The following is a 9,482-nucleotide window of genomic DNA, read 5'->3' on the forward strand; positions in this document are numbered from 1 at the left end:
TTAAGCCTGTCGTTTCATTCCAGATGGGTGATTAGATGGGACAGAATGCAATACAGGTACACACAGAGCATCGTCTTTAGGGTCCTGATTCGTTTTCAAGTGATTTTCGATCCAGGAACAGCCCTGCTTGAGCAAATAATTTAGCTCAAACTGCCATAAGCTAATAGCTTTGTCATTACTGGCAGTTGCAATCGATTTTCCATTCGGACTAAAACTAATGCTGCTGATCTGATTGGTATTTCCTTTTAGCGTGGCTAACAGTTGACCATTGCTAACGTGCCAAATTTTGATCGTACCTTCCTCTCCTCCAGCAATCACTAGCTTTCCGTCAGAACTGAAGTTCACACTTGTTACAGCACCGGGATGCCCGGTAAAGCTAATGATTGGTTGACCATCATCGAGAGACCAAAGTTTAACTGTAGTATCAGCACTGGCAGAAGCCAGGGTTTTACCGTCAGGACTAAAGCGAACACTACTAACCCGACCAGTGTGCCCCTTTTGGTCATCAAGGCGCTTCAATGGACCCGATTGTGTCCAAAGTTGAATGGTTGAGTCCTCAGCGCCCGATGCAATCACACCTTCATCGCTATAACTAATACTGGTGATTTTGCCATCATGGAACCCAACCAGCTTAAAATCACCACTTCTAATATCCCATAGTTGAATTTTGCTGCGATATCCTGAGATACCGGGATTGTTGCCGATCGCGATCGTCCTACCATCGGGGCTAAAGCTAATGCCAGCTACGTGCCCTTGCAAAGACAAGCTCGACAATTCTTTCCCATTTAAGTCCCATACGCGGATGCGTGAAGTAATTGGGGCGGAGGGAAGAGATTGCAGAGATTCACCTAATATTTCAAGGCTTGCAATTCTTTGCCCATCACGGCTAAATTGGGCGTATTCAAAATTACCCGTTGTGCTGAACGCCCTTTCCTCTCCGCCACCGAAGCGATATAGCTTAATTTGCCCGTCGATCTCATCCTTATAAGTGGTTTCTTCGGGGTTACCTAATGCGCCCGTAATAAATCTTCGGCTCGTGCTAGCAATCCATGTACCATCGGGGCTGAAACTAAAGCTTGAAATGGGTGTTTTTTCCTGAAGCATTTTGGGAGGAACCCCATTCAATCTCCAGAACCTAATCAGGCTATCCCCCCCCCCTGCAACGATGGTTTCGTTGCTGTCTAGAAAAGTAACAGCGCGAACCTTTGGAATCTTCAATACCTGGGTTTCAGTTCCATTTTCGTGATCCCAAAGTCTGACGGTGCCATCATCACTGGCAGAGACAATGGTTTTGCCATCTAAACTGAAACCAATGCTCGTCACCTGATCAGTATGTCCTGTAAAAGTCTGACGTAAATTACCTCTAATATCCCAGAGCCTAATTTGTCGATTCTCATCTCCAGCAGCGATCAATTGACCATCCGGGCTAAAGCTCACACTGGATAGTTTTGGATCGCATTCTTCCTTCTTAGGCTGTTGAAGTTTTAAGTCACATTCTTTACCCAACCGTGTCAGCTCAGTGCCGTTCTGACTCCACAACCTCACCGTACCATCCCAACTGGCACTCGCAAGTTGCTGCCCTTTTGGATTGAAGCTGAGGGATCTGATTTGTTCTTCATGTGCTCGGAATGTGAGCAACTCTTGCCCCGTTTGGGTGTTCCAAAGTTTGATAATCCCGTCGTTACTGGCAGATGCCAGGATGGTGCCGTCCGAACTAAAAGCTACGCTGGTTACCCAGGAACAGTGACCTTTTAGTATCCTCTGCGTGTTGTCGGCTAAAGTCCAGAGTCTTATTGTATTGTCGATTTTGGCTAAGTTCAACTTCTCGTTTTTGCCGCACATCACCTCTACTTCTTTCGATCTAGCTATGTTGTCGGTTCCGGCTGTTGCTAACTGGAGACCATCAGGACTAAAGGCAAGACCATTGACCCGGTTGGTATGTCCTTCCAGGCGCTTGAACAGTTTGCCACTTACATCCCAAAGGATCACGGTGTTATCGTCACTTGCAGAGGCAATTAATTGAGTTTTAGGGCTATAGCTAATGCTGTTAACACTTGCGCGATGCTCAATCAGGCGATCTCGTTCGCGCACACCGTAGGTTGTTTCAAATAAATTTCCCAGCACCATCGCTTTCACCGGATCTGGAATCCACGGCAGCAGTAATCCCCGGTTGTTGAGTTGAATTCCAGTTTTAATACTATTAGTTAAGGCTTCCAGTTGTTTATTTGCTTGGAGCTGAGAAGAGGAACTGATAACAGATTCCTTCGTTTCAGCGATCGCTGCTTGAATCGTGGTAATTAACGACAGAAAAGCAAACCCAACCAGAGGCACTCCTAGCGAAGCTGCCAGCACCAGTACAACTTTGCGATTCCTTTTTCTGAATGCCTGACGCAATCGATTGCTTTTGAGGGTGTCGATCAACTGGTCAACTATCGGCTTACATTTCAACCGCACCAGACCAGTTAGATAATCATGAGCCAGTTGATACCGTTCCACCGGAATCTCTGGAATATCTACCACCAGACCAGAGCCAACCAAAATATCTAAAACCAACCTGAGCTGTTTCTCGTCTGTGGGCAGGTTTAACTCCTTCAGGTTGGCACTGAGTTCGTGCAGGGTTTTGAGGGGGCGGGCATCTTTTTCATCCGTTAGTAGAAACAAGACTGAGTTGGCGGTCTGTTCGTTTGCTTTGCCGCAATCTTTCACGACCTGTGCTAAAAACTGTTCAACCAGCTTTCTTTTCGGTAGTAGCCCAAGGGACTGATAGGCTTGCAGGGTAGTAATGTTGTTATCTTGCAGTTGTGCCCCAACAATCTGAAGTTCAATCGGGCGAACGGTGCCTAACTCGGCAGATAGGTCTTTGACTAACTGATCAATTAAGTCTGCATCGAGATGAAATTGGGAGCGCTGCACCAACCGCTGAATCACGAGTCTGGCATCCGCTGGAGCAAAGTTACCGAGGGGATAACGTTTCTCGCGGCTAAGAATGTCGTCGGTCAGTTCGCCTAGATCGAGATAACTCAGCTCTAACAGGTAGAACAGAAAATCCTCCCGCAATGCCAGTACGACTTTGACAAAGGGGAGGTGCAGGCATTCCCGCAGAAATTGGTAAAAGGGTTGGCGATCGCCGGGTTTGGGATAGGTAAAGAAAAACTCTTCAAACTGGTCAAAGATCAGGACGGTCAACAGACTGAGGCGATCGGTATTTTGTTTCAGTTGTTCGATCAACAGTTGAATTTCCGTCACCCCATCCAAGGTTGCCGCTTCATCCCTTAGCCCTTGCTGCATCAGGGCTTCTGCCATACATTTGCTCAAGTCTTTGACCCAGTCATTGCCATAGACTCGATGGAGGATGGGTAACACACGGCGATCGCCACTTGGATTGTCTTGCAGTGCCGGAACCAGCCCCGCGCTGAGGATGGAACTTTTACCCACCCCCGACGGACCATGAATAATTGTGAGCGGATAGCGATTTTCACTTAGTCGCCGGATCAGGTGCTCAATATCCCTCTCCCGACCGGATGCCACAATTTCTTCCGCAACCTTCCCCTGCGGTTCGAGCCGTTTTTCAGCTAGCTGATGCCCTGTTTGCGCTCCATCGGCAGACTCCACTGGCACCAGACCGGGGTTCATCACCTGCCGCTCTGGCTGTACCCGCCCAGCCCCGATAAACGCCCGCAGTCTGTATTGCTGCTCAATCGAGCGTTGCTCCTGCTTTGCCTTAAAGGCAGCCAGATACTCCCTCTGCTTGAAGTAAAGGTCCCGCAAGATTTCTAGAATGCGGGTGTAGAGAGATGGGTCATAGGCATGGTTACACTCCTCCTTTGCTGTTTCCAGGGTTGTAATCGCTTCCTGGACAGAGGATACCTGGGACTGTGCCTGAGCCAACAACAACCGATAGAGACTGCGATAGTGGCGTTGTGCCCAACCCCGTTCAGCATATTGGCGCTGGGATTCTGGGGACAGGTCAGCGGGCAGAGCGTTGGTTTGCAGTGCCTTTTCTGCCAGTTCCCTGGCTTGGCAGAAATTTTGCTTCGCCAGGGCGACTTCAGCCAGCAGCCCGTAGCCATATGCCAGCCGGATTGAGTCAGGATAGGTTTTGTGAAGTTTGACCGCCGAGCGGGCAACCATTTCCAACTGTTTGGCGATCGCTAAACAGGCTGAGGGTGGCAGTCCTTTCTGGAGCAATTGCCGTTGCAATACCTCTCCCAGGGCGTTGATAAACTTGGCACACAGGTCCAGTCGGTTTCCCTGACGTAAAACGTCGATACACTGCTGGTAGTGGGTTTTTGCCTGTTCACAGGCTGCATCAAAGCTGGCTCGGCTCAAAACCGACTTTCTGCGCCACCATAGCCCCAGATAAAACAGGACACAGCCCAACCGTTCGATACAGAGGGAAGGGGTAATCAGCAGTTTTGCGCGGGACAGCCGCAGTTCGACCTGGATTACCACAGGCGTTCCCTGTTCATGCGACTGAAGCCTATCTAACTCGGTTTGCCAGAAACCACGGCTCTGCTCGTAATACTGGTACGCAGCCTCCATCTGGCTACTGGCGTAGGCATCCTGTCCCAGAACAAAGTCGAGGCTGGCTTGCAATGCTGGGTCGGGTTCTTCGCCGCGATCGCCCAGTTCTTGAATTGCCGTTCTCAATTGCCAGTGGGAGGAACTTTTGCTGCCGGGATAGAGGGCAGAACTGCGGGGAAATCTACCTGCCCCAATTTCCAGTGCCTCTGTAAACCGGGCATCGGTTTCTTGCTGAAGCAAATCAATCAGTCCCGCCGTAGAAATTGTGAAATCAATTGGCACATTTGCCCAACTATAAAAATCAGGTGCCAGCCGCATCAGCTTTCTCAGCACCTCGTCATTGACCCACAACACCAGGGGAAAGGCAAAATATTTTTTGAAATCATCCCGCACCTGGTTCGTGGCAACCAGCAACTCATCCAGGGCAACAACCGACTCAAACCCGGATATCATCAATGCCTGGGGCGGCTCCTGTCCCAGATGGTGCTTGAATTCTAGAAGGTTCTTGCTTGCCCGATAAAGCTGACAGTCAGAGTCTTGCAGGACGAGGTGTTGAATTTGAAGGGGGCAGCGATCGCGCAAAAACTGCTGCATCTCAGCTTGCAACCGCATGTAATTACAGCGCACCAGAATCAACGAAAACCGCCCCGCCGACAACTCAATCGACCGGGTCAATCGCCTCAAAGAGCGATCGTTGTGAGCATCGGTTTCTGATGAATGAGAGTCAGCCATTGCACTCCACTGACCACTGACCACTGACTACTGACCACTGACCTCTAGCAACCAAGAACCCCTTCTGATGAATGAGAGTCAGCCATTGCACTCCACTGACCACTGACTACTGACCACTAACAACTAAGAACCCCTCAAACCCTCTCCTGCCACTCCTTAAACTGCCGAGTTTCTGCCAGCACAGGATTCAGCCCAAACCAGTGTCCTTCGTTGTCCCGATATTCATAGAAGAAGGAACTGGGCAACAGAATTTTGAACTGTTCTTCGCCCATCACCGTTTGATGACGAACCACCTGGACAATCAGTTTCCACTCGCTGTCATCCACCGTATTCAGTAAGGAGTCGCGATAGCTGCGAATGATACTTTCCAGGGTATCGCGAGACAGGGGTGGGTCGTCGTCTTGCAGGCAGGAGTAGAGCAGGGTCATCAACTTTCTGACGTGCCCGCCACTGATGAAGCAGAGCCGATCCAGGGATGCCGCATCCTCAAATACCTCGTGGATGCGTTCCAGTCGTTCTTCAGGGTTCAGGTCTGGGAATGCCCGACTCAGAACCATCTGGCGCATCAGCCGCATTCCCGCCTCATACACCTGCCCATCACGGGTTTGAATTGGCACCATTGGCAGCACGGTCGGCTCCATGCCACCTCCCAGGCGGTTGATCAGCAGTTCCCGGTCATTGGTAAACAGCAGCACCAGGGGTACGGTGTAAACCAGGTGGCAGGCAAGTTTTCGTAAATCCGATCCCTGGTCAATGAACAGGTACTCATTTTGGGGGCGCTTAGCCGCATTCAACTGTGCCCCGACCCGATCCAGGTTATCCACAATCACGACCAGACCTTTTTTTCCCTGTGCCTGAAGGGCAGCCGTGGCAGGAATCAACAGTTCTTCATTGATTAGACTCAGAAGGCTATTGGTGCGGGGTGCCAGGTATTGTCGCAGGCGATCGCGCAGGTTCTTGTCCTTTTGTGCCTTGGCGGTAACGCTAGCAATGCCCACAGGTAGCGAAAACTTAAATTCCCCCTCCCGGTTGGCACCCGCTTTGAACCCACCCGCCGCTACTTCAAATTCATCAATTGGGGTTTGCAAAAAGTTGACGGCATCCAGCAACAGTTTGCGGAAACCTTGCGGTTGTGCCAGGGGAATTTGATCCTGCTCTAGCTTTTCACTCACCTGACGGGCGATCGCCAGCAACACATCCGTCACATCCACATTATTCAGATCCAGGTCTTCCGTGCATTCAAAATAAACCACGTAAAAGTCCTGCCCTTCCAGCCCAGCCTTAAGCCGAAATAACTCAGTCGATTTACCACAGCCGATGTGACCCGTAAAAAGCTGACAGGTCATCCGGTTGGACAGTAAGGTAATTGTCTTTTCCAAACGTCGGATCACCTTCGCACTTCTGACTGAAGAGAAGTCGATGTAAAATTGCCGGTCTTCCGGTTTGGCTAAATTCAACGCCCGGTCTGGAGTGCAGGCGGCAAAAAACGTCTGAAAATCGATCGCCATTGTTATTTACCTAGAAACAGCGTCGCCATCCCTTCAGTGCCCATAACTCTGAAGAACGGGGCACTGCATACAAGCTGAATTGCACAAGTGAATGTCACTGCCGGATGTCACTACCCGGAGATCCGGCGGTATAGCAGCACCATCAGAAGATTGGAAACCAAGTCCTTGCCATTGAGAACGTGAAGATTTTCAGGATCGACTTGGAGCGAATCTGGGGCGAGTCATTGCAAAATTTTACAATCTATAATATTTGACTCCCTCACACTCCAAAGGTTTCAGAATTAAGCCTCAATTTTATTTTGTTAAACTCAGAAATTTCTTGCAGTACCCATAGGGGTGATAAAGGAAACGGAGCTAAATACTGCCAAAATTTCAATAAATCCAAAGAGTTCAATGGGATGGGTTGACAACTCGGTATTCTGAATAGAGACCTGTTTTTATTCAAGTTGACCCAGTTTCCCAAACGCTATGTCACAGCCTACGATTGAATCCATTCTTCAAGAAAAGCGTTTATTTCATCCATCGTCAGAGTTTGCCCAGAAAGCACGGATCAAAAGCCTGGATGAGTACAAACAACTCTACGAAAAGGCAAAAGCTGACCCTCAGGCGTTTTGGGCAGAATTGGCAGAGCAAGAACTGGACTGGTTCCAGAAATGGGATACGGTTCTGGACTGGCAACCCCCCATTGCCAAATGGTTTGTCAATGGCAAGATCAACATTTCCTACAACTGTCTGGATCGGCACCTGACCACCTGGCGACGCAATAAAGCAGCCCTGATCTGGGAAGGAGAACCGGGCGACTCCCGCACCCTCACCTATGCCCAACTGCATCGGGAAGTTTGCCAGTTTGCCAATGTGTTGAAGCAGCTAGGGGTCCAGAAGGGCGATCGCGTTGGCATTTACATGCCCATGATCCCAGAAGCAGCGATCGCCATGCTTGCCTGTGCCCGGATTGGTGCCCCTCATTCCGTGGTGTTTGGCGGGTTTAGCGCTGAGGCATTGCGCGATCGCCTGATTGATGCCGAAGCAAAGCTAGTCGTTACAGCGGATGGAGGCTGGCGCAAGGATGCGATCGTCCCCCTCAAAGACCAGGTAGACAAAGCCCTGGCAAACAACGCCGCCCCCAGCGTTGAGAACGTTCTGGTGGTCAAACGCACCGAACAGAAAACTCCTATGGAACCAGGACGGGACCATTGGTGGCATGACCTGCAAGCCGGAGCCTCTGCCGATTGCCCTGCCGAGCCAATGGACAGCGAAGACATGCTGTTCATCCTCTACACCTCCGGCAGCACTGGCAAGCCCAAAGGGGTGGTTCACACCACCGCTGGGTATAACCTCTATACCCACATGACTACTCAGTGGATCTTTGACCTGCGAGACGATGATGTTTACTGGTGTACCGCTGATGTGGGTTGGATCACAGGACATAGCTACATTGTCTATGGTCCTTTGTCCAATGGAGCAACCACCCTGATGTACGAAGGTGCCCCCCGGTCCTCCAATCCTGGCTGCTTTTGGGATGTGATCGAGAAGTACGGGGTCAACATTTTCTATACCGCTCCGACTGCGATTCGCGCGTTCATCAAAATGGGCGAACATCTACCTAAAGCGCGGGATCTCTCCTCCTTGAGACTGCTGGGAACGGTGGGTGAACCGATCAACCCGGAAGCCTGGATGTGGTACCACAACGTGATTGGGGGGGGGCGTTGCCCGATTGTCGATACCTGGTGGCAAACCGAGACAGGCGGCATTATGATCACCGCCTTACCAGGGGCAATTCCAACCAAGCCGGGATCGGCAACCCTGCCCTTCCCTGGCATCCTGGCAGATATTGTCGATCTGGAGGGTAACTCGGTTGATGACAATGAAGGGGGGTACCTGGCTATTACCCACCCGTGGCCCAGTATGCTGCGGACGGTTTATGGAGATCCCGATCGCTTCCGCCGCACCTACTGGGAGCACATTCCACCGAAGGATGGGCATTACCTGTACTTTGCTGGAGACGGTGCCCGCAAGGATGAGGATGGCTACTTCTGGGTCATGGGACGGGTGGATGATGTGATCAACGTTGCCGGACACCGCCTGGGCACGATGGAAGTGGAGTCTGCACTGGTGTCACACCCGGCAGTAGCAGAAGCGGCTGTAGTGGGTAAACCCGATGAGCTGAAGGGACAGGACATCGTTGCCTTTGTCACCCTAGAAGGCACCCACAGCCCCAGCGATGAGCTATTGAAAGAACTGAAGCAGCATGTGGTGCAGGAGATCGGGGCGATCGCCCGTCCGGGAGAAATTCGCTTTGCCGATGCCCTGCCCAAAACGCGATCGGGCAAAATCATGCGGCGGCTGTTACGCTCTCTGGCGGCAGGTGAAGAAGTTTCTGGGGATGTCTCCACTCTGGAAGATCGGGGCGTGCTAGAAAAACTACGCCAAACTGGGGCTTGAGTAGGTGTCGGGTGTTAGGTGTCGGGTGTTAGGCACCAGCCAGTAGGGTGGGCAAGACTTTGCCCACCCTACTAACTTATCAACTGGTTGGATTGGTAAAGAGTGAGGATTTGCCGATGGGTGTTGGGTTTCGCGAACTCAACCCAACCTTGTATCTTTCGAGAGTAGGTAGCCCGTCCCAACCGAGGTGAAAAAAACGCCGTTCCGTAGCGCGGGTCGCCAGTATCGTAAAAAAGCGCCTAGTAGACTGCACCCAACTGGGTGTCAGACACCGCT

The 9,482-nt window shown here is 51.0% G+C and carries 3 protein-coding genes; 1 reads left to right on the forward strand and 2 read right to left on the reverse strand.

Translation table 11 applies throughout. The annotated features are described in order from the left end of the window. Together AC1S52_RS23830 and AC1S52_RS23835 are read right to left on the reverse strand one after the other, a co-directional pair. Positions 1 to 5,256, reverse strand: coding sequence for a WD40 domain-containing protein (locus AC1S52_RS23830; protein WP_482031531.1), 5,256 nt, complete (start codon positions 5,254 to 5,256; stop codon positions 1 to 3). Between the two features lie 134 nt (positions 5,257 to 5,390). Next, positions 5,391 to 6,764: an ATP-binding protein gene (locus tag AC1S52_RS23835; protein ID WP_482031532.1), complete on the reverse strand. Its 1,374-nt coding sequence runs from the start codon at positions 6,762 to 6,764 to the stop codon at positions 5,391 to 5,393. A gap of 468 nt (positions 6,765 to 7,232) precedes the next feature. On the opposite strand from AC1S52_RS23835, the gene acs reads away from it, so the two are divergent. After that, positions 7,233 to 9,206 (forward strand): acetate--CoA ligase, encoded by a 1,974-nt coding sequence (gene acs / locus AC1S52_RS23840; RefSeq protein ID WP_482031533.1) that lies wholly within the window; start codon positions 7,233 to 7,235, stop codon positions 9,204 to 9,206. Positions 9,207 to 9,482: the final 276 nt, after the last annotated feature.

It is taken from the genome of Kovacikia sp. CALU 1929 (assembly GCF_056784235.1).

What these genes read in the sequence shown, in the direction of transcription:
- AC1S52_RS23830 (WP_482031531.1), bottom strand. Translation starts at nt 5,256, where the DNA reads ATGGCTGACTCTCATTCATCAGAAACCGATGCTCACAACGATCGCTCT.
- AC1S52_RS23835 (WP_482031532.1), bottom strand. Translation starts at nt 6,764, where the DNA reads ATGGCGATCGATTTTCAGACGTTTTTTGCCGCCTGCACTCCAGACCGG.
- acs (WP_482031533.1), top strand. Translation starts at nt 7,233, where the DNA reads ATGTCACAGCCTACGATTGAATCCATTCTTCAAGAAAAGCGTTTATTT.